This window comes from Mycobacterium florentinum, from assembly GCF_010730355.1.
In the GTDB taxonomy this organism is placed as follows: Bacteria; Actinomycetota; Actinomycetes; order Mycobacteriales; family Mycobacteriaceae; genus Mycobacterium; species Mycobacterium florentinum.
Genome location: NZ_AP022576.1, coordinates 4,926,199 through 4,951,647, shown reverse-complemented (window position 1 = coordinate 4,951,647; position 25,449 = coordinate 4,926,199). Strand labels below are relative to the sequence as shown.

At 66.3% G+C, this 25,449-nt stretch carries 30 protein-coding genes; 14 read left to right on the top strand and 16 right to left on the bottom strand.

All coding sequences use genetic code 11. The annotated features are described in order from the left end of the window. The first annotated feature begins 56 nt into the window (after positions 1-56). Positions 57-878 carry an adenylate/guanylate cyclase domain-containing protein gene (locus tag G6N55_RS23580; protein WP_085221144.1) on the top strand — a complete coding sequence of 274 codons (822 nt, stop codon included), beginning with the start codon at positions 57-59 and terminating at the stop codon, positions 876-878. A 115-nt stretch (positions 879-993) separates the two neighbouring features. On the opposite strand, the gene G6N55_RS29430 is transcribed toward G6N55_RS23580, so the two are convergent. After that, positions 994-1,152: a hypothetical protein gene (locus G6N55_RS29430; RefSeq protein WP_169718482.1), complete on the bottom strand. Its 159-nt coding sequence runs from the start codon at positions 1,150-1,152 to the stop codon at positions 994-996. 21 nt (positions 1,153-1,173) lie between these two features. Here G6N55_RS29430 and G6N55_RS23575 point away from each other — a divergent pair, with 21 nt between their 5' ends. From G6N55_RS23575 to G6N55_RS23565, 3 genes are read left to right on the top strand one after another with little or no spacing between them, the layout of a single operon-like run. Next, on the top strand, positions 1,174-1,965 hold the full coding sequence (locus G6N55_RS23575) for an SDR family oxidoreductase (protein ID WP_085221145.1): 792 nt from the start codon (positions 1,174-1,176) through the stop codon (positions 1,963-1,965). Positions 1,966-1,979: 14 nt separating this feature from the next. Further along, complete coding sequence (locus G6N55_RS23570) at positions 1,980-2,351, top strand: carboxymuconolactone decarboxylase family protein (RefSeq protein ID WP_085221272.1); 372 nt, start codon at positions 1,980-1,982, stop codon at positions 2,349-2,351. A gap of 5 nt (positions 2,352-2,356) precedes the next feature. After that, positions 2,357-3,037, top strand: a complete 681-nt coding sequence (locus G6N55_RS23565) for a guanylate cyclase (protein WP_085221146.1) — start codon at positions 2,357-2,359, stop codon at positions 3,035-3,037. Here the strand turns inward: G6N55_RS23565 and G6N55_RS23560 are convergent. From G6N55_RS23560 to G6N55_RS23540, 6 genes are all read right to left on the bottom strand, one after another. Next, positions 3,034-3,357, bottom strand: a complete 324-nt coding sequence (locus tag G6N55_RS23560) for a putative quinol monooxygenase (RefSeq protein WP_085221147.1) — start codon at positions 3,355-3,357, stop codon at positions 3,034-3,036. The genes G6N55_RS23565 and G6N55_RS23560 overlap by 4 nt on opposite strands. 371 nt (positions 3,358-3,728) lie before the next feature. Then, positions 3,729-4,397 (bottom strand): peptidoglycan endopeptidase, encoded by a 669-nt coding sequence (locus G6N55_RS23555; protein WP_372517598.1) that lies wholly within the window; start codon positions 4,395-4,397, stop codon positions 3,729-3,731. Between the two features lie 98 nt (positions 4,398-4,495). Next, positions 4,496-5,005 (bottom strand): nitroreductase/quinone reductase family protein, encoded by a 510-nt coding sequence (locus G6N55_RS23550; protein ID WP_085221149.1) that lies wholly within the window; start codon positions 5,003-5,005, stop codon positions 4,496-4,498. 21 nt (positions 5,006-5,026) lie between these two features. Next, positions 5,027-5,158 carry a hypothetical protein gene (locus G6N55_RS30195; RefSeq protein ID WP_264001866.1) on the bottom strand — a complete coding sequence of 44 codons (132 nt, stop codon included), beginning with the start codon at positions 5,156-5,158 and terminating at the stop codon, positions 5,027-5,029. Between the two features lie 324 nt (positions 5,159-5,482). Then, positions 5,483-5,845: a hypothetical protein gene (locus tag G6N55_RS23545; RefSeq protein ID WP_179968099.1), complete on the bottom strand. Its 363-nt coding sequence runs from the start codon at positions 5,843-5,845 to the stop codon at positions 5,483-5,485. Positions 5,846-5,877: 32 nt separating this feature from the next. Continuing rightward, positions 5,878-6,252, bottom strand: coding sequence for a nuclear transport factor 2 family protein (locus tag G6N55_RS23540; RefSeq protein WP_085221150.1), 375 nt, complete (start codon positions 6,250-6,252; stop codon positions 5,878-5,880). 174 nt (positions 6,253-6,426) lie between these two features. On the opposite strand from G6N55_RS23540, the gene G6N55_RS23535 reads away from it, so the two are divergent. Continuing rightward, the gene (locus G6N55_RS23535; RefSeq protein WP_085221151.1) at positions 6,427-6,927 is read left to right on the top strand and encodes a nitroreductase/quinone reductase family protein; all 501 of its coding nucleotides are present in this window, start codon (positions 6,427-6,429) and stop codon (positions 6,925-6,927) included. Positions 6,928-6,942: 15 nt separating this feature from the next. Here the strand turns inward: G6N55_RS23535 and G6N55_RS23530 are convergent, their stop codons facing one another. Continuing rightward, positions 6,943-7,341: a VOC family protein gene (locus G6N55_RS23530; RefSeq protein WP_085221152.1), complete on the bottom strand. Its 399-nt coding sequence runs from the start codon at positions 7,339-7,341 to the stop codon at positions 6,943-6,945. 87 nt (positions 7,342-7,428) lie between these two features. After that, positions 7,429-8,502 (bottom strand): redox-regulated ATPase YchF, encoded by a 1,074-nt coding sequence (gene ychF / locus G6N55_RS23525; RefSeq protein WP_085221153.1) that lies wholly within the window; start codon positions 8,500-8,502, stop codon positions 7,429-7,431. Between the two features lie 134 nt (positions 8,503-8,636). Between ychF and G6N55_RS23520 the strand changes: the two genes are divergently transcribed. Continuing rightward, positions 8,637-9,851, top strand: a complete 1,215-nt coding sequence (locus G6N55_RS23520; RefSeq protein ID WP_085221154.1) for a DUF6542 domain-containing protein — start codon at positions 8,637-8,639, stop codon at positions 9,849-9,851. Between the two features lie 28 nt (positions 9,852-9,879). Here the strand turns inward: G6N55_RS23520 and G6N55_RS23515 are convergent, their stop codons facing one another. After that, positions 9,880-10,878: a 4-hydroxy-3-methylbut-2-enyl diphosphate reductase gene (locus G6N55_RS23515; RefSeq protein ID WP_085221155.1), complete on the bottom strand. Its 999-nt coding sequence runs from the start codon at positions 10,876-10,878 to the stop codon at positions 9,880-9,882. A gap of 89 nt (positions 10,879-10,967) precedes the next feature. Here G6N55_RS23515 and G6N55_RS23510 point away from each other — a divergent pair, with 89 nt between their 5' ends. The 5 genes from G6N55_RS23510 to G6N55_RS23490 all read left to right on the top strand — a co-directional run bounded on the left by G6N55_RS23510 (position 10,968) and on the right by G6N55_RS23490 (position 15,422). Continuing rightward, positions 10,968-11,546: a lipid droplet-associated protein gene (locus G6N55_RS23510; protein ID WP_085221156.1), complete on the top strand. Its 579-nt coding sequence runs from the start codon at positions 10,968-10,970 to the stop codon at positions 11,544-11,546. Next, the gene (gene xseA / locus G6N55_RS23505) at positions 11,543-12,802 is read left to right on the top strand and encodes an exodeoxyribonuclease VII large subunit (protein WP_085221157.1); all 1,260 of its coding nucleotides are present in this window, start codon (positions 11,543-11,545) and stop codon (positions 12,800-12,802) included. The genes G6N55_RS23510 and xseA overlap by 4 nt, the downstream gene beginning before the upstream one ends. Beyond that, entirely contained in the window at positions 12,792-13,040 is a 249-nt protein-coding gene (locus G6N55_RS23500; RefSeq protein ID WP_085221158.1) for an exodeoxyribonuclease VII small subunit, read from the top strand. The genes xseA and G6N55_RS23500 overlap by 11 nt, the downstream gene beginning before the upstream one ends. Positions 13,041-13,101: 61 nt before the next feature. Continuing rightward, positions 13,102-14,226 carry a 3-beta-hydroxysteroid dehydrogenase gene (locus G6N55_RS23495; protein ID WP_085221159.1) on the top strand — a complete coding sequence of 375 codons (1,125 nt, stop codon included), beginning with the start codon at positions 13,102-13,104 and terminating at the stop codon, positions 14,224-14,226. A 47-nt stretch (positions 14,227-14,273) separates the two neighbouring features. After that, positions 14,274-15,422, top strand: a complete 1,149-nt coding sequence (locus G6N55_RS23490; RefSeq protein WP_085221160.1) for an AI-2E family transporter — start codon at positions 14,274-14,276, stop codon at positions 15,420-15,422. Here the strand turns inward: G6N55_RS23490 and G6N55_RS23485 are convergent. Next, positions 15,403-16,200, bottom strand: a complete 798-nt coding sequence (locus tag G6N55_RS23485) for a dienelactone hydrolase family protein (RefSeq protein ID WP_085221161.1) — start codon at positions 16,198-16,200, stop codon at positions 15,403-15,405. The genes G6N55_RS23490 and G6N55_RS23485 overlap by 20 nt on opposite strands. Positions 16,201-16,211: 11 nt before the next feature. Further along, complete coding sequence (locus G6N55_RS23480; protein ID WP_085221162.1) at positions 16,212-16,883, bottom strand: DUF4245 domain-containing protein; 672 nt, start codon at positions 16,881-16,883, stop codon at positions 16,212-16,214. 80 nt (positions 16,884-16,963) lie between these two features. Here G6N55_RS23480 and glpX point away from each other — a divergent pair, with 80 nt between their 5' ends. Genes glpX through G6N55_RS23465 form a run of 3 tightly spaced genes read left to right on the top strand, consistent with a single transcriptional unit; the run spans position 16,964 to position 20,526 of the window. Then, a complete protein-coding gene (gene glpX, locus G6N55_RS23475; protein ID WP_139826728.1) occupies positions 16,964-18,049 on the top strand; it encodes a class II fructose-bisphosphatase in 1,086 nt (361 codons plus the stop codon). Between the two features lie 36 nt (positions 18,050-18,085). Further along, a complete protein-coding gene (locus G6N55_RS23470) occupies positions 18,086-19,489 on the top strand; it encodes a class II fumarate hydratase (protein WP_085221163.1) in 1,404 nt (467 codons plus the stop codon). Between the two features lie 17 nt (positions 19,490-19,506). Further along, entirely contained in the window at positions 19,507-20,526 is a 1,020-nt protein-coding gene (locus G6N55_RS23465) for a hypothetical protein (protein ID WP_085221164.1), read from the top strand. Between the two features lie 5 nt (positions 20,527-20,531). Here the strand turns inward: G6N55_RS23465 and G6N55_RS23460 are convergent, their stop codons facing one another. The 4 genes from G6N55_RS23460 to G6N55_RS23445 form a co-directional block, all read right to left on the bottom strand. After that, positions 20,532-21,995 (bottom strand): adenylate/guanylate cyclase domain-containing protein, encoded by a 1,464-nt coding sequence (locus tag G6N55_RS23460; RefSeq protein WP_085221165.1) that lies wholly within the window; start codon positions 21,993-21,995, stop codon positions 20,532-20,534. Positions 21,996-22,076: 81 nt separating this feature from the next. After that, positions 22,077-22,952 carry a polysaccharide deacetylase family protein gene (locus tag G6N55_RS23455; RefSeq protein WP_085221166.1) on the bottom strand — a complete coding sequence of 292 codons (876 nt, stop codon included), beginning with the start codon at positions 22,950-22,952 and terminating at the stop codon, positions 22,077-22,079. Between the two features lie 96 nt (positions 22,953-23,048). Beyond that, entirely contained in the window at positions 23,049-24,350 is a 1,302-nt protein-coding gene (locus G6N55_RS23450) for a PhoH family protein (protein WP_085221167.1), read from the bottom strand. Positions 24,351-24,590: 240 nt separating this feature from the next. Beyond that, positions 24,591-25,418, bottom strand: coding sequence for an acyl-ACP desaturase (locus G6N55_RS23445; RefSeq protein WP_085221168.1), 828 nt, complete (start codon positions 25,416-25,418; stop codon positions 24,591-24,593). Positions 25,419-25,449: the final 31 nt, after the last annotated feature.

The following is a 25,449-nucleotide window of genomic DNA, read 5'->3' as shown; positions in this document are numbered from 1 at the left end:
ACCCTAGACACTGCTGATAGGGCCGACAACCGGAAGCCATCGCGTGCTTTGCAAGGATGCGTGACGTGGGTGATGCACTGCATATCGCGGTCTACGTCCTGACCGGCGTCGCCGTGGTCGAAGCCTGCGCACTCGGTGTGATCTGGAGGTTGCTTGTTCGTAGCCGCGAGGAGGCCGAGGAGTTAAGGCAACGTGCGGACGCGCGCAATCGGCTGATATCCGGAGGCCGCGGGGCCGTCAAAACGGTGTGGAACACCGCCAACGTGATGCTCAAGGAGGGCTTCGGCGCCGCGGTGCGCAGCAGCATCGAAGACCTCGCCGACTGGGCCGAGGTCGAACGGCCCGACCTGGCCCGGGTGACGCCCGACGGCCGGGTGGTGATCCTGTTCTCCGACATCGAAGAGTCCACCGCGCTCAACGAGCGGATCGGCGACCGCGCCTGGGTCCGGCTGATCAGCTCGCACGACAAGCTGGTCTCCGAGCTGGTGAAGCGCCGGTCCGGCCACGTCGTCAAGAGCCAGGGCGACGGCTTCATGATCGCCTTCGCCCGGGCCGAACAGGCGGTGCGCTGTGGCATCGACCTGCAGTACGAACTGCGCCGCGACGCAAAACGCAAGCGGCACGAGGAGATTCGGGTGCGGATCGGCATTCACATGGGCCGCTCGGTACGCCGCGGCGACGACCTGTTCGGGCGCAACGTCGCGATGGCGGCGCGGGTCGCGGCCCAAGCCGTCGGCGGCGAGATCTTGGTGAGCAAACCGGTGCGAGACGCGCTCACCGATTGTGACGACATCTGTTTCGACGAGGGCCGCGACGTCGAGCTGAAGGGCTTTTCGGGTACCTATCGCCTGTTCGCGGTGGAGTTCGAACCGAACTAGTCGGCGGTGCGAGCCGGCGAACGAATGGTTGACCCGCGAAACTTAATCCATTGCGGCCCGCGGCGGCGTGTCGTCGCAACTGTTTAAGTGTCGCGGCGTCGACGGCGGCAGGCGGTCACCGGGCGTCGGATTCCGCCAGCCGCTGATGGAGCCTCGAGCGGATCTCGTCGGGGGTGTAGGCGCGACGTTTGCGTTGATCGCGCACGACCAGCGCACCCCCGGCGACGACACCGGCGACGCCGGCCAGGCCGATCCACTTCCAAATGCTGCGCATACTTGACACGCTATTACCGCCATGGACACCCTTCGCGACAAGGTCGCCGTCATCACCGGAGCGGCCAGCGGTATCGGCCGCGCCATCGCCTACACCCTGGCCGATCGGGGCGCCCACATCGTGGCGGTCGATCGTGACGACGAAGGTATCCAGGCCCTCGCCGATGAACTGGGATCGCGGGTCTTACCGCGTCGCGCCGACGTGTCGGATCCCGAAGCATTCGAAGGTATTCGGGACGCGACGCTGCGGCGGTTCGCCCGGGTCGACATAGTGGTCAACAATGTCGGTGTTCTGACCAACGGCCTGCCACAAGACATTCCCGTCACGGAGTGGCAACGCATCCTCGACATCAACCTGATGTCGGTGGTCCGCAGCAACGCGGTGTTTCTGCCACTGCTGCTCGAACAGGGCAGCGGACATCTGGTCAACACCGCCTCGTTCGCCGGACTCTTCACCTACTCCTATGACCGAATGCCTTATGCGGCAACCAAAGCCGCCATCGTGCAGATCAGCGAGGGGCTGGCAATCTATTTGCGGCCCAAGAATATTGGCGTCACATTGCTGTGCCCAGGACCGGTGCTGACGAATATCGCGGCCGATGTGCCCACCTTCGGCGAGGGTGCGCCGCTGCGCATTCCCGGCGAGCAGTTCGACCTGCTGGACCCGGCAACCGTGGGCGATCTGGTCGCCGATGCGATCCTGCACAACCGATTCTTCGTGCCCACTCATCCCCGAGTGGTCGAGGAGTTGCGCCGTCGCATCGAGGACTGGGACGGCTACATCGACTACCAGATCTCCCGTAAACCCCTATGAAAGGTGATGACTCGATGACCGATGCGCGCGCTCAGGGACTGGAAGTGTTGCGGGAGATGCTGCCCGGCCTGGTCCCCGACAACGCCACCGCCCTGCGTGACGACGGCGTTGCCGGCGAACTGCTCGAGCTGGGCCTCGATCATGTCTTCGGATCGCTGTGGACGCGGACCGGATTGGACCGCCGCTCGCGCAGCCTGGTAACCCTGGGCGCGCTGATCGCGCTGCGGGCCACCGAGGAACTGAAGGCCCATTTCCCCATCGCGGTGCGCAACGGGCTGACCATCGACGAAATCAGCGAGGTCATCTACCACATGACCGGCTACGCGGGCTATCCGGCGGCCGCCAGTGCGCGCGCTGTCGCGCGTGAAGTGCTGGCGAGGTCATAAAACCCATGCTCACCCTTGACCAGGCGCTGAACGAGACTCGGACGGGCGATCTTTGGCTTTTCCGCGGCGGTTCGGGACCCGACCGCGCGATACAGACCTTGACGAACAGTCCGGTGAACCACGTCGGTATGACCGTGGCCATCGACGACCTGCCGCCGCTGATCTGGCACGCCGAACTCGGCGACAAGCTGGTGGGCCTGTGGACCGGCACCAACCATCGTGGCGTGCAGCTCAACGATCTACACCATGCGGTCCTGCAGTGGAACGAGCGCTACCACCAGCGGTGCTGGCTGCGCCAGCTGACGCCGCATCCCACCCGTGAGCAGGAGGACAAACTGCTGCGGGTGATCGCGCGGATGGACGGCACCGCGTTTCCGACCACCGCACGCCTGACCGGACGATGGTTTCGTGGCCGGCTCCCGACCGTTTACGACTGGACCAGGGGAATCCCCTTCGTAGACAAAAAGGTTCGAGAGTCGACGCAGCGGCGCAAGGAACGCCAACGCATGGGCCTGGAAACGGCGTACTGCGCCGAGACGGTGGCAATCACGTACGAGGAAATGGGAGTGCTCAGCACCGAGAAGTATTCGAATTACTTTGACCCGGGCTCGTTCTGGAGTGGCGACACGCTTCCGCTGGCGCCCGGATATCAGCTCGGCAACGAAATCGAAGTCGCTGTCGGCTAGTTGACCGACATCTCCCCCATTTCCGACCAGCCGGTCGCGTCGATCGTCTGACTGATGATCTTGGGCGTGGACTTCAGCGCCTGCGGCAGTTCCTGCATCGCCTGCTTGAAGTGATCGCTGTTGACGTGGACGCCGCCGGCGTCACCGTCGCGAAACGCCTCGACCAAGACGTACTCCGCCGGGTTCTCCAGGCTGCGCGACCACTCGAACCACAGGTTGCCCGCTTCGGCGCGGGTGGCCGCGGTGAACGAGGCAACCAGGTCCGGCCAGCGGTCGCTCCAATCGGGCTTGGTTTCGAACTTGACGACGATGAAGATCATTGCGGTCCCCGCTCGTGCTCGCAGCTCCCTATGCGCTTGCCTGCCCATCCTGGACGGGCAGCGCCAGGATATACGCGCGGCCGGAGCCGCCAGGGTGCACGCTGTGGCGGGAGTGGCATTTCGGGTCTGTGTGGCCGCTGTGTCAAGTAACAGCAAAGTCCGCCTAGATGTCTTAATGGACTTCTAGGCGGACTTTGCATTGCTTCGACGCCAATCGGATTTGCGCGGCAGTCAGACAAATGTGACGCAGCCCACATCGATGTGGTTTTATCGACTACTTCACTGATGCCAAGAGCGTAATGCGATCAGGGTGATCCGCGTCGCGGTTCTTTCCGCGAAATAAGATAACGCTTGCGCAATCCGATTCTTTATCAACTTGGAATTCCAGGATTGCCGGGAGGCGGCAATTCCGGGGCCGGCGGAGGCGGCAACTCCGGGGCCGGCGGAGGCGGCAACTCCGGGGCCGGCGGAGGCGGCAATTCCGGGGCCGGCGGAGCCGGCATGTCGGGCGCGACGGCACCAACCAACACCGGCGGTGCGTCCGGCGGCGGAGGCGGTGCGTCCGGCGGAGGCGGTAGACCCGGCAGCCCCATTGGGGCGCCGTCACCGTCCACAGGCATCGGGAGGAACATGTGGTGCGTGAATCCGCGCTGGTAAGCACCCGCACCACCGATGTGCACCCCACCACGCTCGCCGCTGGACACCGGGGTGCCGTCCGGCAGGGTCACTGCCGTGTGGCCACCGTTCCAGCCGACAACCAACGCATTGGGAGCCGTGCCATATTGAAAGCCCCGCGCCAATAGCGCGGATTCTTCATTTCCAGTATTAAATCGGTTTCCGTAAACCGGCCTGTCGGTTGCCGCATTGACAACCCACGAGACCAGCCCCGAACAATCGGTACCGGCGGGAGAATCTCCACCCACAATATAGGGCGTCCCGGATACCTGATTGATCAGCGACATCAACGATGCAAGAACAATCATGCCGAGGGACACTAGCAACAAGATAGTTAGCAAGCCAAAATTTGTGGTGCGCGTCACGTGTCAATTAATTAATGGCGTGGGCCGCACTTACAGCAAATAAGTCACGACAACGCATATTTCCAGAAACGGAACTGCTGAGCCGGCTTGGCCAGGCGTTATCGGGTTGGCGCGGGCTGGAGGCGGAAGACCGGAATCCGTCGCCCGAGGGCAGCGGCCTTGGCGCGGTAATCGCCATAGTTGACGCAGACATGCTCGGCCAGGGCGTAGAGGCGCTCGTAGTCGTCGGGATCGGTGACCTCCACCGCGACGAAGTCCTCGTCGCCGAATCGGCATGCGGGATGCGCCTTCAGGTTGTGGTACCACTGCGGATTCTTTGGCTGCCCCAGATAGGAGGCGACCACGATCGCGTCGGGCCCATCGTGGAAGTAGGCGAGTTGATGCTCGCGCGGTTGACCCGATTTAGCGCCCGTACTGATCAACGGGGCCGACGACAGCCCGCCCAGGATGGCCGGGTAGCGCCCACCCGTCGCGCGGTACAGCCACGGATCGATGTGCCAGAAGAGACGGCGCGCCATGAAGCCACCGGCCCGCGAGCGGCCGAAGCGCTCCAGCGCCCGATACCAGCGGCCGTACTCCTTGGTCGGGTCGACGTAGTGCAGCGGCATGCGGCGACCCTACCGTCTGGTTTACGGCTGGTTCCCGAGCAGATGCGCGTAGGGATCGCTGCCGGCGTCGACCGATTCCGGCAGCGGGTAGTACGTCTTGATCAGCAGGTTGCCATCGTCGTCCCAGGCGAATGTCTCGATGCTGTAAGCCATTTGGACGTTGGGTTCGGTACCGAAGTGGTTCTCGCACCCACGCCATCTCGTTGCCGTTCACCTGCACGGTGATCATCTTGATCTTGAGGATCGACTGGAACATGTCGAACGCATCCGACGTCGCGGCCTCGAAGCCGTGCTTCTCCGCCGTACCGACCGGGTCGAACATGCGAACCTCGCCCGGGCAAATGGTCCGCCACGATGCCACCCACTCGTCCTTCTTGCCCGCGTTCCACAAGTCGGCATGCTGCGCCGCGTGGGCGAGGCGTGCCTTACGGCTGGGGACACCACCCATGTCCGATTTCCCTTCGTGCCGGCGTTCGGCTAGACCGGCGTCCATATTCCGTTATTGAAGAATCCCCACACGCCGGTGGTCGGGTTCCACATCAGGTGAGCTTGCGGCGCCCATGCCGGTGGCGGCGGGGCCGGCGGCGCCCACGGCGGCGGAGGCCCCCAGGGACCCCAGCCCGCCGGCGCGGGACCTTGCCAGTCGTGGCACTGATTCCAGTCCCAGTGATAGTTGGTCCCCCAGGCCGGATCCCATTGCTGACCGGGGCACCAGTGGTTGGTGGGCGCGGGAGCCGGGGTAGCCGGCGCGACACCGTCGGCCAGGCCCAACACCGACAAGGCCAGCCCGCCCCCCGCCAACAGCCGAACCCACGCCTTCGTGTGCTTTGCCGTCACCATCTCCTAACAATGGTCGGCCGGAGCCGTCACCGCTAGTGCTCGACGAACTGAGCGCGCGATGGTCCCGGCTCGAACGCTTCACCGAAGTACTGGGTCTCGCGGACCACTTCCCCGTCTTCGAATTCCATGACGCTCACGACGTAGAACGGTTGCCCGTCGTAGGTGAGGACGAGTTCGCTGATCCAGAGATCGCCGCCACCCAGTAGCCGTCGCACGGTGAATCGCTTCGAGTTCGGCTGCGCGGCGCGCGACGCCTGGATGTTCTGTCGACCACGGATACGCTCGCCCGATTGCGGATATTCGAGTACCGCATCATCTCGGTAGATCTCGTGCTCGGCGTCGAAGTCGTTGGTGTCGGAGGCCGCCCAGTGGCGCCGCAGCGCATCCCGCACGTCGTCGTCATGCATCGCGACTCTCGCTTTCCGGTGGATGCACCAGTGTGCGCCGCTAGCTGTCGAAGTGAAACTCCACCACGTCGCCGCCGAACTTGGCGGCGCATGGTTACATGATTGCGCCCGGCGAAGTCAGCGACGCAGGTTCGGTCCAATCACCTTCGCCCCGTCTACGTTCAGGAGTCACCGATGGGCGACGCCGAAGCCGCAGCGATCCGAGCAGCGCGAGGCAACTGGGTCAACGACCACCTCGAGACCTATCTGGCCTCCGGTGGCACGCGGGGCCACATCATGGACGTGAGCGCGGTCGGGGGCCGCGCGCTGACCACGCACTGCTTGATCAAATGTGTGGGTCGCAAGTCGGGGAAGGTCTATATCAGGCCGCTGATCTACGGCAACTTCGGCGGCGAGATCGTGGTCGTCGCATCCAAGGGCGGTGCCGACACGCATCCGGAGTGGTACTTGAATATCTTGGCGAGCAAGACAATCGGTGTGCAGATCGCGACCCAAGCATTCGAGGCGACGTGGCGGAAACCCGAAGGCGAGGAACGCCACCAGGTGTGGACGTATATGACCCACCTGTATCCCCCGTACCTCACCTATCAGCGGTCGACCGGCCGTCAAATCCCGTTGGTGATGTTCGCGCTCGCGCGGCCGATCGAAATCTTCTCTGCGGACCAGTCGCAATAACCGTCGGTCGGATCCTCACAGCCCGAACTTCGCGCGCGCCTCGTCCGTCACCGGAGTGAACAGATTGACCAGGTTTCCATCCGGGTCGCGAAACAGCAGCGCACGATTACCCCACGGCATTGTCGTTGGCGCGGTGACGATCTCGCCGACGCTCCCCCTGAGCCGCTCATATTCGGCGTCCACATCCTCGACGATGAATTCCAGGATCGCGCTGCGGTTGGCTGCCGCCTCGGCAGAACCGGCTCCGAACAACGGCACGGTCTTGTCGCTTCCGATGGCCAGCGTTCCGAGTGCGGTCGGGATCTCGGCGAACAGTTCGTTCCCCCAGACCGCGGCCGTTTCGGTGACCGTCTCGTAGAAGGCAACGAGCCGATTGACATCTGCCGTGATGAGGCGAGTCGAAATGAACTTCATGACCAGGACCCTAGCCACGCCCTATGACAACTATTGCGCGTCGAGCGTTGTCCCTATGGACGAAAATCGCGCCGTCAGCGCTCGGGTCTAGACGTTGAACCGGAATTCGACGACGTCGCCGTCGGCCATCACGTAGTCCTTGCCTTCCATCCGGACCTTGCCGGCCGCCTTGGCCGCCGCGATCGACCCGGCGTCGATCAAGTCGTCGTAGGACACGATTTCGGCTTTGATGAAGCCCTTCTCGAAATCGGTGTGGATCACCCCAGCGGCCTTGGGCGCGGTATCGCCCTGATGAATCACCCACGCGCGCGACTCTTTTGGGCCCGCCGTCAGATAGGTCTGCAGCTTCAGGGTGTGAAAACCGGCCCGCGCCAACGCATCCAGGCCGCGCTCGGTCTGCCCGATGGACTCCAGCAGCTCGGCGGCCGACTCGTCGTCGAGTTCGACCAGTTCGGATTCGATCTTCGCGTCGAGGAACACCGCGTCGGCGGGTGCGACCATCGCGCGCAGCTCGGCCTTGCGGGCATCGTCGGTGAGCACGGCCTCGTCGGCGTTGAACACATACAGAAACGGCTTGGTGGTCATCAGGTTCAGCTCGCGCAGCAGCGACGCATCGACCCCGGCGGCGAAGAGGGTCTTGCCCGAGTTCAGCACGGCCTCGGCGGCGACGGCCGCCTCGTGCACGGGCTTGCGCTCCTTGTTGTTGCGGGCTTCCTTCTCCAGCCGCGGGACGGCCTTCTCCAGGGTCTGCATGTCGGCGAGGATCAGCTCGGTCTCGATCACCTCGATGTCGGAACCCGGATCGACCTTGCCGTCGACGTGCACGACGTCGTCGTCGGCGAACACCCGCACCACCTGACAGATCGCGTCACACTCGCGGATGTTGGCCAGAAACTTGTTGCCCAGCCCGGCACCCTCGGAGGCGCCCTTCACGATCCCGGCGATGTCGACGAATGTCACAGGCGCCGGCACGATCTTCTCGGAATCGAACATCTCGGCCAGCTTGTCGAGTCGCGGATCGGGCAGCGCGACGACGCCCTCGTTCGGTTCGATCGTCGCGAACGGATAGTTGGCCGCGACCACGTTGTTGCGGGTCAGGGCGTTAAACAGGGTCGACTTGCCCACGTTCGGCAGGCCCACGATTCCCAGGCTCAGGCTCACGGGGAACCAAGTTTAGGGCTCCGCGCCACGGCCAGGTCGCCAGCGGCTCCTTTCCTGGGCAAGCCCGTGGCACGCCCGGCATCCCTAACAAGGTATTTACGGGCGTTTTCGCCCATTGCCGGTACGGTCTACATGTGTCAGCGCAGCGGGGAACCTCGGCAGCAGAAGCTGCCCATCGCTCGATCTACCCCGGCATCCCGGGTGTGCCGTCGTGGATAGCCTTGCTCATCGCCGTGACCGCGACTGCCATCGGGTATGGCATCGACTCCGGAGCCGGCCACAAGGAGCTGACCGGTATCTTCGCCGGCCTCTATATAGCGGGCTGCGTGGTGGCCGTGCTGGCGGTACGCCAGGAAGGCCTGTTCACCGCCGTCATCCAGCCGCCACTGATCCTGTTCTGCGCGGTGCCCGGCGCCTACTGGCTGTTCCACGGCGGCAAGATCGGCAGCGTCAAGGACCTGCTGATCAACTGCGGCTATCCGCTCATCGAACGTTTCCCGCTGATGCTGGGCGCCGCCGGCGGCGTCCTGCTGATCGGCCTGATCCGGTGGTACTTGGGCATGTCGCAGCGGCCGGCCACTGCCGGCGCGGCTGACGACGCCGCGACCCCCAGCGCCACGGTTGCGGAGAAATCGCCCTTCTTCCGCGCAATCAGCTCGAAACTGAACTCGCTGCTGGGCGTCGCGTCCTCCGACGACGAGGCCGACGAAGAAGAGGCCACCGATTCGCCGCGCAGCCACTCGAGAGGCTCGGCCCAAAGCAGCCGAACGGCGCGCAGCGGCCGGCCCGCCACGGGTTCGACCCGAAGCCGGTCCCGGCACGCGCGCCCCTCGCCGGAGGAGGAGTACGACCCGACGGCCGAGCGGCCGCGCCGGCGGCGCCAGACCCCGCCGCGCGACTACGACCCCGCCGACCCAGCACGCCGGCCCTCGCGGCGGCGTCCGCGACCGGATGGCGATCCCGACGGGCGCGGACAGTCGCAGCGGGAAGGCCGTCGCGACCCGCGCCGGCGCAACCCCTACGAACGCCCGGCTGCTCGCGGCGGCCGCTACGAGGACTACGACCGCTACGGACCGCCCGTCTCGTCGGAGCCGTTCGGCCGCTACCCGTCCTATGAGCCCTACGAGTCCTACCAGCCCGCGCCGGAACAGCGGCGGCGTCAGGCCGCACCCAACGGCAGGACCGGCGCCAACCCGACGCACCACCCGATCTCGCAGGTCCGTTACCGCGGATCGGGCCCGGCAGACGAGCGCCGGGGTGAGCCGCGCGGGGATCGCCGCAACCGGCCGCGGACGAACGGTCGTTCTCAGGAACATCCCCCGGCCGACTCCTGGGAGTACGACGCCTAGGTCGTAGGCGACCCGACTCCCGGCGCGCCTAAAGCAGCGACCGGATCTCGCGGGGCAGCGCGAACACCAGCGTCTCCTGGGCCGTCGACACCGGTTGCACGATGTCGAAGCCGCATTCGGCGAGACGCTCGAGCACGCCACGCACCAGCACCTCGGGGACCGATGCTCCGGAGGTGACGCCCACCGTCGTGACGCCGTCGAGCCAGGCCGGGTCGATGTCGTCGGCCCAGTCGACGAGGTAGGCGGCCGTGGCCCCGCCACCCAGCGCCACTTCCACCAGCCGCACCGAGTTCGACGAATTGCGGGACCCGACGACGATCACCAGCTCGCACTCCGGTGCCATCGCCTTGACCGCGACCTGCCGGTTCTGGGTCGCATAGCAAATGTCGTCGCTGGGCGGATCCTGCAGCTTGGGGAACCGCTGCCGCAGCCGCTCGACGATCTCCATGGTCTCGTCGACGGACAGCGTGGTCTGCGAGAGCCACACCACCTTGTTCTCGTCACGAATCGTCACGTTGTCGACCGAGGCGACCCCATCGACCAGCTGCACGTGGTCGGGCGCCTCCCCGGCGGTGCCGACGACCTCCTCGTGGCCCTCGTGGCCGATCAGCAGGATGTCGAAGTCGTTGCGGGCGAAGCGCCGCGCCTCGTTGTGCACCTTGGTGACCAGCGGGCAGGTGGCGTCGATGGTGTGCAGGTTGCGTTCGGCGGCGGCAGCGTGCACCGTCGGCGCGACGCCGTGCGCGGAGAACACCACGATGGCGCCCTCGGGGACCTGATCGGTCTCCTCGACGAAAACCGCGCCGGCCTTTTGCAGGGTGTCGACGACGTGCCGGTTGTGCACGATCTCATGCCGGACGTACACCGGGGCGCCGTGCTTCTGCAGGGCGCGCTCGACCGTCTCGACGGCCCGGTCCACACCCGCGCAGTAGCCACGCGGCTCGGCCAGCAGCACCCGCTTGCGGGCCGGATCGTTGGCTACCGAGCTGGATGCGCCGGGAATTCCCATGTCGACGGTCGGCGCCATGGGCTCCAGCGTACGTTCTGCCGACACGGGCCTGCCAGCTCGCGGTGCCGGGCTTGGAGTTAGCCGTTGCTTAGGGCAATCTTGGACCCATGGCTTCTGCACCGTATGGAGTTCGGCTACTGGTCGGCGCGGCGACGGTCGCCGTCGAGGAGACCATCAGACTGCCGAAGACGATCCTGATGTACCCGATGACGGTGGTCAGTCAGGCGGCGCACATCGTGATGCGATTTCAGCAGAATCTGGCAGAGCTGGTGAACAAGGGCGACTCCACCCTGGAATCGATCTTTCCGCCCAGGGATGAAAAGCCGGAATGGGCGACGTTCGACGAGGACTCCGAAGTCGCCATCGACGGCGGTTTCGCCGAGTTGCCGGACGGCGCCGGGGGCGATCGCCGGGCCGAGGGGCGCTTCGCGTTGTACTCGGTGGCCGAGGCCGCGATAGACGCCGGCGCCCCGAGCAAGCCAACGTCCAAGAAATCGGTTCCGGAGCCGTCGGTGGCAGCCGAGCTCGACTACCCGGCGCTGACGCTGGCCCAGCTGCGGGCCCGGGTGCAGTCGCTCAGCGTCGACGAGCTGGAGGATCTGCTGGCCTACGAGCAGGCCACGAAGGCCCGGGCACCGTTTCAGACGTTGCTGGCCAACAGGATCACCCGCGCGACCGCGAAGTGACCCGAGCGGCAAATTCGGAAGCGAACTCGGCCGAGAACCCGTTCCCGGTTCGCGCCGTCGCGATCCGGGTGGCGGGCTGGATCGACAAGCTCGGAACCGTCTGGGTGGAAGGACAATTGGCCCAGGTCAACGTTCGGGCCGATTCCAAGACCGTGTTCATGGTGCTGCGCGACCCGGCCGCCGACATGTCACTGACCGTGACGTGCCCGCGCGACCTGGTACTGAACGCGCCGGTGAAGTTGGTCGAGGGCACGCAGGTGGTGGTCTGCGGCAAGCCCTCGTTCTACACCGGGCGCGGCACATTCTCGTTGCGGCTCAGTGAGATTCGCGCCGTCGGCGTCGGCGAACTGCTGGCCCGCATCGACCGGCTGCGCCGGCTGCTCGATGCCGAAGGCCTCTTCGACCCGAGGCTCAAACGGCCAATCCCCTTCCTGCCAAACATGATTGGGCTGATCACCGGCAGGGCGAGTGCCGCCGAGCGCGACGTGACGACGGTGGCCGGCACCCGCTGGCCTGCGGTCCGGTTCGCGGTGCGCAACACCGCCGTCCAGGGACCCAACGCGGTCGCCCAGATCGTCGAGGCGTTACGCGAACTCGACCGCGACCAGGACGTCGACGTCATCGTGCTGGCCCGCGGCGGCGGCAGCGTCGAGGACCTGCTGCCGTTCTCCGACGAGACGCTGTGCCGCGCGATCGCGGCCTGCCGCACCCCGGTGATCAGCGCGGTCGGCCACGAACCCGACAACCCGCTGTGTGATCTGGTCGCGGACCTGCGCGCGGCCACCCCGACCGATGCGGCCAAGAGGGTGGTCCCGGACACCGCCGCCGAGCAGCGAGGAATACAGGACATGCGCCGGCGCAGTGCTCAGGCACTGCGCAATTGGGTGACTCGCGAACAGCGCGCGCTGACCCAGTTGCGCAGCCGCCCGGTGCTGGCCGAGCCGCTGACGGCACTGACTGCGCGCGCCGAGGAGATCCACCGCGCCCGCTCGGCGGTGCGCCGTGACATCACCCGGCTGGTCGCCGCCGAATCCGAGCGCGTCGGCCACCTGTCCGCACGGCTGGCTACGCTGGGCCCGGCGGCGACCTTGGCACGGGGGTACGCGGTGGTGCAGGCGGTTCCGGCCACCGGATCCTCCGACGCGCCGCGGGTGCTGCGCTCGGTCGACGACGCACCGGCCGGCACCCGGCTGCGGGTGCGGGTTTCCGACGGTGCCGTAGCGGCGTTGAGTGAGGGGCTGACCGATGGTCACTGACAACGACGGCGATGGGGCCGACTCGGCTACGCCCATTAGTCAACTCGGTTACGAAGCCTGTCGCGACGAGCTGATCGAGGTCGTGCGCCTGTTGGAGCAAGGCGGGCTGGACCTCGACGCATCGCTGAAGCTGTGGGAAAGAGGCGAACAGCTGGCAAAACGATGTGAAGAACACTTAGCTGGCGCCCGCAAGCGAGTAGAGGATGCACTGGCAGCCGGGCAAGGCGACGAGGCTTAAATCGAACCATCTATGCAAAACGAATTCGGTGATTTTTGCAAAACTGGAACGTGTTTCAGTTATGCTGTCCGGCATGGGTGATGCAGCACTGACAACCGAACTGGGCCGCGTCCTGGTCACCGGGGGCTCCGGATTCGTCGGCGCCAACCTGGTGACCACCTTGCTCGACCGCGGATATTCGGTGCGTTCCTTCGACCGCGCGCCGTCGCCGCTCGCCCCGCACTCACAGCTGGAGGTGCTGCAGGGCGACATCACCGACAAGGACGTCTGCGCGCAGGCGGTGGCCGGCATCGACACCGTCTTTCACACCGCGGCGATCATCGAGCTGCTGGGTGGGGCGTCGGTGACCGACGAATACCGTCAGCGCAGCTTTGCGATCAACGTCGGCGGCACCGAGAATCTGGCGGAGGCCGGGCGCGCGGCCGGCCTGCAGCGATTCGTCTACACGTCATCCAACAGCGTGGTGATGGGCGGCCAGACCATCGCCGGCGGCGACGAAACGCTGCCCTACACCACTAGATTCAACGACCTCTACACCGAGACCAAGGTGGTCGCCGAGCGATACGTGTTGTCCCAGAACGGCGTTGACGGGATGCTGACGTGTGCGATCCGGCCCAGCGGCATCTGGGGCCGCGGCGACCAGACGATGTTCCGGAAGCTGTTCGAGAGCGTGATCGCCGGCCACGTCAAGGTTCTGATCGGCCGCAAGTCGGCCCGGCTGGATAACTCCTACGTGCACAACCTGATTCACGGCTTCATCCTGGCCGCCCAGCATCTGGTGCCCGGCGGCACCGCGCCGGGTCAGGCGTACTTCATCAACGACGACGAGCCGATCAACATGTTCGAGTTCGCGCGGCCGGTGGTGGAGGCCTGCGGGCAGCCCTGGCCGCGGATCCGGGTCAACGGGCCCGTCGTGCGGGCGGCCATGACCGGCTGGCAGCGGATGCACTTCCGGTTCGGAATTCCCGCGCCGCTGCTGGAGCCGCTGGCGGTCGAGCGGCTGTACCTGGACAACTTCTTCTCGGTCGCCAAGGCCTCCCGCGACCTCGGTTACCAGCCGCTGTTCACCACCGAGAAGGCGTTAACCGAGTGCCTGTCCTACTACGTGGACATGTTCGGCCAGATGAAGAGGCAGGCCGAGACGGCCAAGGCCGCCGCCAAGCGCAAACCGCACTCTGCCCAATAGCGCCGCCTGGGGCTAAGGTTCAGCTCAACGGCGACGCGGAGGGCGTTATGAACACTGAATTCACGCTCACTCAGAAACGCGCCCTCGCGGTTTTCACGCTCATCGCGCTGGCGTTCGGCGCGTATTTCCTGCGCGACTATTTTGTGCTGATCGTGGTGGCCGCGGTCGGTGCGTATTTGTTCACGCCCCTGTTCAATTGGTTCAACAAGCGGCTGGGCACCGGCCTGTCGGCAACCTTTACCCTGTTGTCGGCGCTGGCGATGGTCATTGTGCCGGTCGGCCTGTTCATCGCCTTGGCCGTCGTCCAGATCTCGCGCATGGTCGACAGCATTTCCGGATGGGTCAAGAACACCGACCTGAGCGGGCTCGGCGACAAAGTCCTGCACATCGTCAACGACCTAGTGGCCCGAGTTCCCTTCCTGCACATCACGATTAATGCGGAAATGCTGCGAAAGGCGATGGTCACCGGCGCACAGAATGTCGGTCAGTGGCTGTTGCAAACCTTGCAGGGCGCGGCGGGAAGCGTCTTCGGTGCCATCACTTACGGGATCATTTTTCTCTATGTGTTTCTCGCGCTGCTGGTACACCGGGAGAAGTTGCGCACGCTGATCGGTCAGCTCAACCCGCTGGGCGAGGAAGTCACGGATCTGTACCTGAAGAAGACCGGCGCGATGGTGCGCGGCACCGTGTTCGGCCAGTTCGTCATCGCGTTGTGCCAAGGTGTCGCGGGTGCGGGGTCGATCTACATCGCCGGATTCCACCACGGCTTCTTCATTTTCGCGATTCTGCTCACGGCGCTGTCGATCATCCCGCTGGGCGGCGGCATCGTGACAATTCCGTTCGGCATCGGAATGATCTTCTACGGCAACATCTTCGGCGGTGCGTTCGTCATCCTGTGGCACCTGCTGGTGGTCACCAACATCGACAACTTCCTCCGCCCGTTCCTGGTGCCACGGGACGCCCGGCTGAATTCGGCGCTGATGCTGCTGTCGGTGTTCGCCGGTATCGCAATGTTCGGCCCGTGGGGCATCGTGATCGGGCCGGTGCTGATGATCCTGATCGTCACGACCCTCGACGTCTACCTGGCGGTCTACCAGGGCGTCGAGCTGGTGAACCCCGACGAAGACGCACCCGCGCGCCGCGGCTGGCTGCCCCGCCGGAAGGCGGCCGCCGACGTTAAGTCAGCCGCTCAGTGAGGAATTCGACGACTCGCTTGCGGGCCTCGTAAGCAGGCTGACCGTCGAGTTCACGGACCTCGTCGGTGAGCACCGAGTGCGCCATCTTGGTGAAGCCGTGTTCGTTGCCCGGCCGCGAGTCGATCTCGATCACCTCGAACGCGTCGCCCAGGCGTTCCTTGAGCGCGGTGAATCGGTCGCGCGGCGACATCCAGTCCTCGCTGAATCGCAAGCCCATGGCGCACAGGCCTTCGTTCGCGGCACGCTCGGCGATCGTGGCCAGCTCGGACTCACTGAGCCCGGTGTCGCTGCGCCGAGTCAGACCGAGCGGCAACGGTACCGACGGCTGGCTGAGCACCGGCGCCAGCACACTGTCGTCGACCGCCGCGGCCAGCGCGAAGCCGCCGGTGAAGCACTGGCCGATCACGCCGACGCCCTTGGCCCCCGTCGATGCCTTGAGGTCACGGGCCAGCGCACGCAGGAACAACGACACCGGCCGCTGCTTGTTCGTCGCGAACGCGGCGAATTCCTTTGCCACACAAGCCCGCGCGATGACGCCCGTCGTGTATCCGACCGTCTTCGCCTTGCCGGCCACCCCGAACAGCGACGGGATGGCAACCGTGAATCCGTTGTCCACCAGGTGATTACCCAGGCCGAGCACCCCGGGATGGGCGCCGGGTATCTCGGGAATCACCACCACCCCGGGGCCGGTGCCCTTGCGATAGACGTCGTGGGTGTAGCCGCCACCGGTGAACGGTGCCGCCACCCATCCGGACAAGTCGGCTTCGGGTGCTGTCACGCGAGTCGCTCCTATCGGCTGGTCGGCAGCGGCGCCTGCGACTGCGTCGCCGTTGCCAGCGTACGGAACTGATCGGTGGTTCCGGCACCCGTGATCGCGATCTGGGCGGCTCCGCCCGGGCTGGTCAGCCTGGTGGTCCAGACCGGCTCGGCATCGGCACCACTGTCACCGGAACCGCGATAGATGACCCAGTTCGTCCCCGCGACGTCGACCGTTCCGGTCGGGTACGCCGACGGATGGATCGAGCCGACCAGCTTGTCCTCGTCGGCGTTGCTCTGCGTGAGGCTCAGGTACATGCCCGTCGGGCCGATGTATCCCACCGTCGAGGTGGCCGCGCCGAGCCGCTGACCATTCGACGTCCGCCCATTCTCGATGCCGCTGCGGCCGCCGGAGTTGGGCTGCCAGCCCGCCGGCAGCTGCGGCAGCCGGATGGGAAACCCCAGCGTCTGGGCGTCCGCGCGCAGGGCCGTCGCCGCGTCGTACGACGGAATCGTGCCCTTGTTCGCCCCGGTCGGCCGAAAGGAACACATCCCGACCATCCCGGCCAGCAGGATGCATCCGATAACCAGCGGCGCCAGCGACCAGAACATGTCGCGGCCGTCCTGCAGCAACCGCGGTTTGGCCGGCCTGGCCGCCGGTACCGGTTCACCGGCCTGGTCGGCGTCGGGCTGCTCCTCGGTCACCCCACGAGTATCCCAGCCCGCCGTCAACAGCCACAGCCCAGATCCAGCAGACCGATCAGCTTCTGGGAGAATCAGCAACCATGACAGCATCGGCCGGATCCGGTTCGTCTTCGACCGCGACTGCAGGCTCCGACCCCCAGGTCGGCTCGCGCCGCGAGGCTCCAGACCGCAACCTAGCTCTGGAGCTGGTCCGGGTCACCGAGGCCGGCGCGATGGCCGCCGGCCGCTGGGTGGGCCGTGGCGACAAGGAAGGCGGCGACGGCGCGGCAGTCGACGCGATACGTGAACTGGTCAATTCGGTCTCCATGCGCGGGGTCGTCGTCATCGGCGAGGGCGAAAAAGACGAGGCGCCGATGCTCTACAACGGCGAGGAGGTCGGCAACGGCGACGGCCCGGACTGCGACTTCGCCGTCGACCCGGTGGATGGCACCACGCTGATGAGCAAGGGCATGCCCAACGCCATCTCCGTGCTGGCGGTGGCCGATCGCGGCGCGATGTTCGACCCGTCGGCGGTGTTCTACATGAACAAGATCGCCGTCGGGCCCGAGGCCGCGCACGTGCTCGACATCACCGCGCCGATCGCCGACAACATCCGCGCGGTCGCCAAGGTGAAAGACCTGTCGGTGCGAGACATGACCGTGTGCATCCTGGATCGGCCGAGGCACAGCCAGCTCATCGAGGACACCCGCGCCACCGGTGCCCGCATCCGGCTGATCACCGACGGCGACGTCGCCGGCGCGATCTCGGCCTGCCGGCCCCAATCGGGCACCGACATGCTGGCCGGCATCGGCGGCACCCCGGAGGGGATCATCGCCGCCGCGGCGATCCGCTGCATGGGCGGGGCCATCCAGGCGCAACTGGCGCCGCGCGACGACGCCGAACGCCGCAAGGCGCTCGACGCCGGCTACGACCTGGACCAGATCCTGACCACCGAAGATCTGGTGTCCGGTGACAACGTCTTCTTCTGCGCCACCGGGGTCACCGACGGCGATCTGCTCAAGGGCGTCCGGTACTCCCCCGGCGGCTGCACCACCCAGTCGATCGTGATGCGGTCCAAGTCGGGCACCATCCGCATGATCGAGGCCTACCACCGGCTTTCGAAGCTCAACGAGTACTCGGCAATCGACTTCACCGGCGACAGCACCGCTGCCTACCCCCTGCCGTAACCGCGATAGCACACCCCAACGAAGAGGAACTGATTCATGGCCGAAAGCGGCGAATATCGCATCGAGCACGACACCATGGGCGAGGTACGTGTACCCGCAAAAGCGTTGTGGCGAGCGCAAACCCAGCGTGCTGTGGAGAACTTTCCGATCTCGGGCCGGGGCCTCGAGCGCACCCAGATTCGCGCGCTGGGCCTGCTGAAGGGCGCCTGCGCACAGGTGAACGCCGACCTCGGGCTGCTGGCGCCGGAGAAGGCCGACGCGATCATCGCGGCCGCGGCCGAGATCGCCGACGGCAAGCACGATGACCAGTTCCCGATCGACGTCTTCCAGACCGGCTCGGGCACCAGCTCCAACATGAACACCAACGAGGTGATCGCGTCCATCGCGGCCGCCAACGGCGTCACGGTGCACCCCAACGACGACGTCAACATGTCGCAGTCGTCCAACGACACCTTCCCGACCGCCACCCACATCGCGGCCACCGAAGCCGCAGTCCGCCATCTGATCCCGGCGCTCGAGGTACTGCACGACGCGCTGGCGACCAAGGCCAGCGAGTGGCACACCGTGGTCAAGTCGGGCCGCACTCACCTGATGGACGCCGTCCCGGTGACACTCGGCCAGGAATTCAGCGGCTACGCCCGCCAGATCGAGGCCGGGATCGAGCGGGTACGTGCCACGCTGCCGCGGCTGGGCGAGCTGGCCATCGGCGGAACCGCGGTGGGCACCGGGCTCAACGCTCCCGACGGCTTCGGCCCCAGGGTGGTCGAGGCGCTGGTCGCTTCGACGGGACTGTCCGAATTGCGCACGGCGGCAAACTCTTTCGAGGCTCAGGCCGCGCGTGACGGCCTGGTGGAGGCGTCCGGGGCGCTGCGCACCATCGCCGTGTCGTTGACCAAGATCGCCAACGACATCCGCTGGATGGGTTCCGGGCCGCTGACCGGCTTGGCCGAGATCGCGCTGCCGGACCTGCAGCCGGGTAGCTCGATCATGCCGGGCAAGGTCAATCCGGTTCTGCCGGAGGCGGTTACGCAGGTCGCCGCGCAGGTGATCGGCAACGACGCCGCCGTCGCCGTCGGCGGCTTGTCGGGCGCGTTCGAACTCAACGTGTACATCCCGATGATGGCCCGCAACGTCCTGGAGTCGTTCAAGCTGCTGACAAACGTGTCCAAGCTGTTCGCCGAACGCTGCATCGTCGGCTTGAAGGCCAACGAAGAACATCTGCGCGAGTTGGCCGAGTCGTCGCCGTCGATCGTGACACCCTTGAACTCGGCCATCGGCTACGAGGAAGCCGCTGCCGTGGCCAAACAGGCGCTCAAGGAGAAGAAGACGATCCGTCAGACCGTGATCGACCGCGGCCTGATCGGCGACAAGTTATCGATCGAGGAACTCGACCGCCGGCTCGACGTGCTGGCGATGGCTAAGGTCAAACCAGCGAATTAGGTGGGGGTGGTTCTGCAATGACGGTTCCTCCGGGCGGTCCCTACGGGCAGGACCCGTACGGAGCGAATCCGTATGGCCAGGGCCCTTATTGGGGCCCACCGCAAGGTGGTCCGCCGCAAGGCGGCCCGCCCCCTTATCCGCAGGGCGGCCCCTACTCGGGGCCGCAGAGCGGCGCGTATCCGTACCCACCGACCGGTCCGTTCACCAATCCACAAGGAATGGATCCCTCGGCACCCGGCTATCCGGGTCAGCCGTACGGTCAGACCGGGCCGCAGTATGCCCCCGGTTGGCCGCCCGGCTCCTATCCCGGGGGACCGCCGCCGAACGGGCCGCGGTCGAACATGCCCTGGCTGATCGTCGCCGGCATCGCGGTGCTGGGCGTCATCGCTCTGGTCGTGATCCTGGTCGTCAGCCTGAACAACGAACCCAAGTCCCCCAAGGCCAATCCGTCGACGACGACGGCCGCGCCGACGTCGCAGCCGGGTGGTTCCGGACAGACCGCAACCGATTGCACGCCCAATGTGTCTGGCGGCGACAAGCCCGTGGGCGGCGCGCCGATCAAGGCGGGCAAGTTGTCGTTTCCGGCCACCGCGGCACCCGGATGGATGCCGTTCTCCGACGACCAGACTCCGAATCTCATTGGCGCCGTGGGGCTTGCGCAGGAGGTTCCGGGCGCCAGTCAATGGGTGATGCAGGCCGAGGTCGCGGTCACCAACTTCGTCCCCAGCATGGACGTCAGCGCGCAGGCGGCGAAGTTGATGAATTGCGTGGCCGAAGGCCCCGGCTATTCGAACGCCTCACCGACGCTGGGCCCGATCAAGAAGTCGTCGATCACGGTGGAGGGAATCAAGGCCGCCCGGGTGGACGCCGACGTCACGATCGCGGACCCCGCCCGCAATGTGAAGGGTGACGCCGTGGTCATCATCGCGGTCGACACCAAGCCGGTCACGATCTTCCTGGGTGCGACACCCATCGGCGACGCGGCCTCGGCCGGGCTGCTCAATCAGGTGATCGGATCGCTGAAGGTCTCGAAGTAGCGCGGTCAGTCCGGGCCCGCGGGCGCCGAGACGTGCGTGGCCTCGGAGCGGCCGCGCAGCACCGTGGAATAGCACTGGGCCCAGTGACCCCGTTCGGCCTCGTCGGCCCGTTCGATCGCCGCCGCCGAGCATAGGATCCGCCGATCCGAGGTCTTGGCAAGATCCGCCAGGCGCGCGGCCTCGTTGACCGCATCGCCGATTACCGTGTATTCATAACGGTTTTCGGCACCGATGTTGCCGGCGAAGACGCGGCCCGCCGACACTCCGATACCAAAATCCACCGGGAGCCGACGCAGTTGGGTCCCCAGCGTGCGCGCCGTGGCCAGCGCCGCCGATGACGGCTCGCCCGTCCGCAGCGGCACCCCGAAGATGGCCAGCGCGGCATCGCCGGCGAATTTGTTGATCAGGCCGTTGTGTTCGTCGACGGCGTCGACGACGATGCGGAAGAAATCATTGAGCACGTCGGCAACCTCTTGGGGTGGACGGCTTTCCGCGAGCTGAGTCGAACCCACCAGATCGATGAACAAGACCGCCGCCTCGACCACATCCCCCGACAGCGAGGCGCCCTCTTCGATGGCCCGCTGCGCGACGTCGGCCCCGACGTGGCGCCCGAACAGGTCGCGCAGCCGGTCCCGCTCGGCCAGCCCGGCCACCATGCGGTTGAATCCCGTTTGCAGCCGCCCGATTTGGGATCGCTCGTAGGAGCCGACGGTGGTGTCGATGTTGCCGCGTTGTACCTGGGCCATCGCATCGACGACTTCGCCGATCGGGTCCGAAATCGATCGCGACGTCAGGATCATGGTGGGCAGCCCGAGCAGCAACGCGGCCAGCGACACCACCAGTATGGGCACGTCCAACGAGGCGGACTTCTGGATCAGCAAGCCGTACGAGCGCAGCACCACCAGGGTGGCCACGACGCCGATCGGAAGCGCGCTGACCAGAAACCAGAGCATGACCAGACGCGCGAACACCCCGGGCACCGCCAGCCGAGGTTCGAGCCCCCGGGTCGCCTCACCCATGATCGGGCGCAGGGTGCGTTGGGCGAGCAGCATTCCCGTGCCCGCGGCGGCCGGTCCACCCAGCAGCACACCGAGCACCATCGGCAACAGCAGCGCGGCCCCGCCGTCGAGATTGAGCAATACAAAGATGCTGCCGGCCAGGCCCCAGGCCACCAGCAGGATCGCCGTCTGGCGGCCGGCGAGTTTCATCGCGGTTTCCCGCTGCGCCGTGGTGGGTTCTTCGCCGGCGGCATACCAGCGCAGCGTCGGAACAAGGCTGAACACACCGGACACCGCGACGCCGATGATTCCCAGCAACACCAGCACGACGACTATGGCCGTGTCTTTTTCTGCGAAGACGACGCTGGTGGCGGCCGACGTGTGCCCCCGGAGCGGAATCAGAATCGCGGCGACGTCGATCACGGCGATGATGTAGGACAGCGCGAGGTCGATCGCGTATTCGATGGCCAACCTGCGAGCCGACTTGCGCTGCGGCGGCCCGGATGTCGCCGCGCCTGCCTCGGTCACCCTATAAAGGTAGCCGCGCGGCGCTCATGCACCGTTATTTGGCCCACCCGAGTTCTGGCCCGGGATGTCGGTGATCGGGAAGTTCGGCATCGGCTTGGGCGAGGGCGTGTTGGGCAGCGTCGGGATGTCGGCGGGCGGGATGTCGTGAAGTTCGTTGGCGGGCGGCCCGTTTTCCCGGCTGCCGTAGCTGCTGCCCGGCGCCCGCGACCCCAGCAGTTCGCTGACCGTCACCAGGCGGTAGCCGTTGGCCTTGAGCACCGGAATGAACTGGTACACCAGGTCAACGGTGCTCGAGTAGGTGTCGTGGAACAACACCACCGAGCCGGGCTTGATGTAGGTCATCAGCATGTATCGCGTCGCGGCGGTGTTCGAGTCGTTCGCCCAATCGAATGGGATGACATCCCAAAGGATTTCGGCCAACCCGTAACGGGCAGCGGTCTGGCGCACGTCGGGGGTGGACAGCCCGCCGGCGGGGCGATACAGCGTTGGGGTCCGCCCGGTCGCGGCGTTGATCGCGTCGTTGGCCTTGGTGAACTGCCCGGCGACGTCTTCGGGAGGAATCGTCGTCATGTTGGGGTGTTCCCAGGTGTGACTGCCGATCTCCATGCCGGCGTCGGCGATGCGCCTGGCACCGGCCGGGTTGGCAGCCACCTTGTTGCCGATCAGGAAGAAGGTGGCCTTGGCGTCGTTGTCCTTGAGGATTTGCAGCAGCCGCTCGTCGAACGGGCTCGGTCCGTCGTCGAACGTCAGCGCGACACATTTGACCACCGAGCAGCTCAGGTTGTCGGCGCGCGTGACGTGGCCGGTGAGGCCACCGATCACCAGCACCGCACCGGCGGCCACGACACCGAACACGGTCCGCCAATAGCGCCAGGCCTGGTTGTCGGGTCGTTTGCGCACTGTAAAAGCCTACCCACCGCGAGCGTGCGACCCGGGCGTCCAGTGTGCGCACCGGGCGCCATCAGCACGCACTCAACGCAAGGAGCAGGGCGACTGTCAGTGCGGGCCGGCGATTTCCTCGAGCATCTCGGTGACCAGCGCGGCGATCGGCGACCGCTCGCTGCGCAGCAGCGTGATGTGCGCGAAGAGCGGGTGCCCCTTGAGCTTCTCGATCACCGCGGCGACGCCGTCATGCCGGCCGACCCGCAGGTTGTCGCGCTGGGCGATGTCGTGGGTGAGCACCACCCGTGATCCGGTGCCCAGCCGGGACAGCACGGTCAGCAGGACGTTGCGCTCCAGCGACTGCGCTTCGTCGACGATCACGAACGAGTCGTGCAGCGAACGCCCGCGGATGTGGGTCAACGGCAGCACCTCGAGCATGCCGCGCGACAGCACTTCCTCCAGCACGGCCGGGCTGGCCAGACCTTCCAGCGTGTCGAAGACCGCCTGCGCCCAGGGGCCCATCTTTTCGCTCTCGCTGCCGGGCAGGTAGCCCAGCTCCTGGCCGCCGACGGCGTACAGCGGGCGGAACACCACCACCTTGCGCTGGGTCCGCCGTTCCAGCACCGCCTCGAGACCCGCGCACAGGGCCAGCGCCGACTTGCCGGTGCCGGCCTTGCCGCCCATCGACACGATGCCCACCGACTCGTCGAGCAGCAGGTCGAGCGCCACGCGCTGCTCGGCGGAGCGGCCGCGCAGCCCGAACACCTCGCGGTCACCGCGCACCAGCTGGACGCGTTTGTCCGGGTTGACCCGGCCCAGCGCATGAGAGCTACCGCCGAGCAGCCGAATTCCGGTGTGGCACGGCAGGTCTCGGGCTTCGGCCAGGTCGATCTCGCCGTCGGCGAAGAGCGCGTCGATGTCCTCGGAAGCGGTCTCGATCTCGCGCATGCCCGACCAACCGGAGGCCACCACGTCCTGCGCGTGGTACTCGTCGGCGGCCAAGCCGACCGCGGCGGCCTTGACGCGCAGCGGAATGTCCTTGCTGACCAACGTGACTCGCTTGCCCTCGGCGGCGAGGTTGGCCGCACAGCTCAGGATCCGGGAGTCGTTGCTGTCGTTGCGGAAGCCGCTCGGCAGCACCGTCGGGTCGGTGTGGTTGAGCTCGACATGCAACGTACCGCCCTGTGTCCCAACGGGAATGGGCTGATCCAGCCGCCCATGCTCGAGGCGCAGATCGTCGAACAGGCGCAGCGATTGTCGGGCGAACCATCCCAGCTCGTGATGGTGGCGTTTAGCCTCCAGTTCGCTGATCACCACCAGCGGGACCACCACCTCGTGTTCGGCGAACCGACTACATGCCCACGGGTCGGACAGCAGCACGGAAGTGTCGATCACGTAGGTCCGGATTTCGGTCACGTAGCGCTCCTCGAGCGGGATGAGCCCGCGCGGACCCGCGCAGGCATGTCGGCGGGAACTGCGACACCAGGACCGGGGCCGGTCCTTCCGTTGTGGTGACGGGAGGTGCCGCCCTGGCAGCTGAGCAAGACGCTGACCATCGAGAATGACGCTACTCTCGTCGCCGCTTTGCAGCAGCGCAGGCGCGCCGACGCCGGGGTGTGACGTGAGCGGCGAAGACGGCGAGCCGGGTGAGTCCGCTCAGCCGTTGACGAACTGCCGCAGTTGGGGCTCGTCGGCGACGCCCCATTCGGTGATCCGGTCGGCGATCGCCTGACGCAGGTCAGCGGGTCCGAAAATTCCGGCGGCGGCGACGTTTTGCACCTTGTCCTGGTACGCGCGGATGTCGGCACCCACGACCTGCAGTTCGGCCGCACGCTTGGCGATCGCGGCGATCGTCTCCTCGCGGGTGTACGTCAGGCAGTGCGCGACGAGATTGGAGAAGAACAGCTCGTGGCGTTCCTCGTCGCGGGCGATCCGGTCGATCAGCCCGGCCAGAATCGGCTCCTCGAGCTGGGCGGCAAGGTGCCGGCAGAACACGGCATGGGTGCGCTCGGTCAACGCCATGTACACCAGGGTTTCGACCTGCGTGTACGTGTCGGCGCGGTAGCCCTGCATCAGGTACTCGACGCGGGCCTCTTCGTTGGCGGTGGGATCGACCTCGCGGGTCACCACCAGGTATTCGCGCAGCGCAATCGCGTGCAGGTGCTCCTCGGCGGTCCAGCGGCCCAGCCAGCGGCCCCACCAGTCCTCGAGAATGAAGTGCTCGACGAGCTCACGGTGATGAGCGGCCAGGTCGTCCTTGAGTAGCAGCAGGATCTCGCAGGCATCCGTGAAGGCCCGCGGCAGCGTCATGCTGGACGGGTCCCAGTCACGGCCACCGAGGAAGGCGAAGTTCTCACCGCGGTCGAATGGCACGTAGTCGTGGGCGAACCAGATGTCGTCGGTGTTGAGGTGGCGGTCCATTTCCGCCTCGACGACCGGCTCGAGTTCCATGGTTAGCGCATTAGCGACAGGTTTCGTTGCCATAAAAGTAACTGTAACCCGCGTACACAGGTGT

Excerpts from the sequence above, each read along its gene's own strand:
- G6N55_RS29430 (WP_169718482.1), bottom strand. The coding sequence starts at position 1,152 with ATGCGCAGCATTTGGAAGTGGATCGGCCTGGCCGGCGTCGCCGGTGTC.
- G6N55_RS23500 (WP_085221158.1), top strand. The coding sequence starts at position 12,792 with ATGGTCACTGACAACGACGGCGATGGGGCCGACTCGGCTACGCCCATT.
- G6N55_RS23465 (WP_085221164.1), top strand. The coding sequence starts at position 19,507 with ATGACGGTTCCTCCGGGCGGTCCCTACGGGCAGGACCCGTACGGAGCG.
- G6N55_RS23510 (WP_085221156.1), top strand. The coding sequence starts at position 10,968 with ATGGCTTCTGCACCGTATGGAGTTCGGCTACTGGTCGGCGCGGCGACG.
- G6N55_RS23560 (WP_085221147.1), bottom strand. The coding sequence starts at position 3,357 with ATGATCTTCATCGTCGTCAAGTTCGAAACCAAGCCCGATTGGAGCGAC.
- G6N55_RS23445 (WP_085221168.1), bottom strand. The coding sequence starts at position 25,418 with ATGGCAACGAAACCTGTCGCTAATGCGCTAACCATGGAACTCGAGCCG.
- G6N55_RS23580 (WP_085221144.1), top strand. The coding sequence starts at position 57 with ATGCGTGACGTGGGTGATGCACTGCATATCGCGGTCTACGTCCTGACC.
- G6N55_RS23575 (WP_085221145.1), top strand. The coding sequence starts at position 1,174 with ATGGACACCCTTCGCGACAAGGTCGCCGTCATCACCGGAGCGGCCAGC.
- glpX (WP_139826728.1), top strand. The coding sequence starts at position 16,964 with ATGACAGCATCGGCCGGATCCGGTTCGTCTTCGACCGCGACTGCAGGC.
- G6N55_RS23530 (WP_085221152.1), bottom strand. The coding sequence starts at position 7,341 with ATGAAGTTCATTTCGACTCGCCTCATCACGGCAGATGTCAATCGGCTC.
- G6N55_RS23515 (WP_085221155.1), bottom strand. The coding sequence starts at position 10,878 with ATGGCGCCGACCGTCGACATGGGAATTCCCGGCGCATCCAGCTCGGTA.
- G6N55_RS23490 (WP_085221160.1), top strand. The coding sequence starts at position 14,274 with ATGAACACTGAATTCACGCTCACTCAGAAACGCGCCCTCGCGGTTTTC.
- G6N55_RS30195 (WP_264001866.1), bottom strand. The coding sequence starts at position 5,158 with ATGGCTTACAGCATCGAGACATTCGCCTGGGACGACGATGGCAACCTG.
- G6N55_RS23565 (WP_085221146.1), top strand. The coding sequence starts at position 2,357 with ATGCTCACCCTTGACCAGGCGCTGAACGAGACTCGGACGGGCGATCTT.
- G6N55_RS23550 (WP_085221149.1), bottom strand. The coding sequence starts at position 5,005 with ATGCCGCTGCACTACGTCGACCCGACCAAGGAGTACGGCCGCTGGTAT.
- G6N55_RS23545 (WP_179968099.1), bottom strand. The coding sequence starts at position 5,845 with ATGGTGACGGCAAAGCACACGAAGGCGTGGGTTCGGCTGTTGGCGGGG.
- G6N55_RS23540 (WP_085221150.1), bottom strand. The coding sequence starts at position 6,252 with ATGCATGACGACGACGTGCGGGATGCGCTGCGGCGCCACTGGGCGGCC.
- G6N55_RS23535 (WP_085221151.1), top strand. The coding sequence starts at position 6,427 with ATGGGCGACGCCGAAGCCGCAGCGATCCGAGCAGCGCGAGGCAACTGG.
- G6N55_RS23570 (WP_085221272.1), top strand. The coding sequence starts at position 1,980 with ATGACCGATGCGCGCGCTCAGGGACTGGAAGTGTTGCGGGAGATGCTG.
- G6N55_RS23495 (WP_085221159.1), top strand. The coding sequence starts at position 13,102 with ATGCTGTCCGGCATGGGTGATGCAGCACTGACAACCGAACTGGGCCGC.
- G6N55_RS23470 (WP_085221163.1), top strand. The coding sequence starts at position 18,086 with ATGGCCGAAAGCGGCGAATATCGCATCGAGCACGACACCATGGGCGAG.